Genomic DNA, 1,702 nt, shown 5'->3' with positions numbered 1-1,702 from the left:
GTGGCTCAGGCTGCGCGACACGCCCAGCGCCTCGACCAGATGTTCGAACGGCAGGTCCTGATGCTCCTGCGCCTCGCGCACCTGCTGGCCGACCCGGCGCAACAACGCCGCGAAACCTTCCTCGCCACGCACCTGAGCGGCCAACACCTGGGTATTGACGAACAGCCCGATCAGCCGCTCGGTCTCCAGGCGGTTACGATTGGCGATGGGCACGCCGACACGGATTTCATCCTGGCCGCTGTAGCGCTGCAACAGGGTCTGGAACGAGGCCAGCAGCAACACGAACAGACTCACGCCCTGCCCTTGCGCCAGCTGGCGAAGGCTGTGTTGCAACGCAGGCGGCACATCCACCGCCAGCCGCGCACCCGCAAAGCTCATGCTGGCCGGGCGTGGATGGTCGGCAGGCAATTCCAGCACCTGCTCGGGGTCGCCGAGCTGGGTTTTCCAGTAGCCCAGCTGACGTTCGCGCTCGCCGGACTCCATCCACTGTCGCTGCCAGGCGGCGAAATCGCCGTACTGCACCGGCAAGGTCGCAAGCTGCTGCGCAGCACCGGCGTAGTACGCCATCAACTCCTCGACCATCAGCGACATCGACCAGCCATCGGTGACGATGTGATGCAGCACCAGCACCAACAGGTGCTCATCGTCGGCCAGTCGGGCCAGGCGCACGCGCAGCAGCGGACCCTGTTGCAGGTCGAAGGGCCCGCCGATCAGCTCGGCCACACACTGGCGCAGGCGTTGCTCGCGCGCAGGGCCGGTGGCGTCGAGTGTGGTCTGCTCGATAACGATCTGAGCACTGGCGTCGATCACCTGGGCCATCTGCCCCTCGACCTCGACGAAGCGCGTGCGCAGGCTGGCGTGGCGCTCGACCAGGCGGGCGAAGCTGACGTGCAGCCGGTCAATATCCAGGGCGCCGCGCAGCACCAGCGCGGCGGGAATGTGGTAGGCGCTGGCGGTGGGCTCCAGCTGCCAGAGGAACCACTGGCGCTGCTGGGCATAGGACAGCGGCAGGCGCTCGCCGGCAGCGGCCGCGACGATCGGCAGCCGGGCCACGTCGATGCCCATTTCGTGCAGCTTGGCGAACAGCTGGCGGCGCTTGTCGCCGCCCAGCCCCTTGATACGCTCGACCAGCTGCTGGTTGCGTGCCGCGTGTTCAGACATTGTCCATCTCCAGTTCATCCAGGACGCCGAAGATCTGGTCCAGCTCGGCATCACGTGCTTGCGCCGAGCCGTCCTGTTCCAGGTGCGCGGCCAGCTCGCCGAGGGTTCGCAGGCCATGGAATTGGCGGATCTTCAGTTCCCTATCGAGTTCGCCGCGAATGCGCGAGAGCAGCATCACCAGTTGCAGCGAGTGCCCACCGAGGGCAAAGAAATCATCGTTCAGGCCCACGCGCTCGACGCCGAGCACGTCCTGCCAGATCAGCGCCAGGCGCTGCTCCAGCTCGCTTTGCGGGGCGACGTAGGCGTGTTGCAAAAGGCTGGCGTCGGGTGCGGGCAGTGCCTTGCGGTCGAGCTTGCCGTTGGTGGTCAGTGGCAGTTCGGCAAGGAACAGCAAGTGCGCCGGGACCATGTATTCCGGCAGCGGGCCGCGCAGGCCGGCCTTGATACGCTCACGGGCATCGGCCTGGCTTTGCGGGTCGGCCGCGGCCAGGCTTGTGTCCTTGGGCACCACATAAGCCACCAGTTGCACGGCCTCGCCTTC

At 66.8% G+C, this 1,702-nt stretch carries 2 protein-coding genes; both read right to left on the bottom strand.

What is annotated here, in order from left to right:
* Positions 1 to 1,161 (bottom strand): condensation domain-containing protein (locus tag RAC97_RS24540; RefSeq protein ID WP_375102211.1); only part of this gene is annotated, 1,161 nt, incomplete at its 3' end.
* Positions 1,154 to 1,702: phosphopantetheine-binding protein (locus RAC97_RS24535; protein WP_375102210.1), on the bottom strand; the 549-nt coding region annotated here is incomplete at its 5' end. The genes RAC97_RS24540 and RAC97_RS24535, both read right to left, overlap by 8 nt.

The sequence above is a fragment of the Pseudomonas sp. LS_2 genome, assembly GCF_042709235.1.
Classification (GTDB): domain Bacteria; phylum Pseudomonadota; class Gammaproteobacteria; order Pseudomonadales; family Pseudomonadaceae; genus Aquipseudomonas.
The sequence above is the reverse complement of the archived record's forward strand: the minus strand, read 5'-3'. Positions and strand labels throughout refer to the sequence as shown.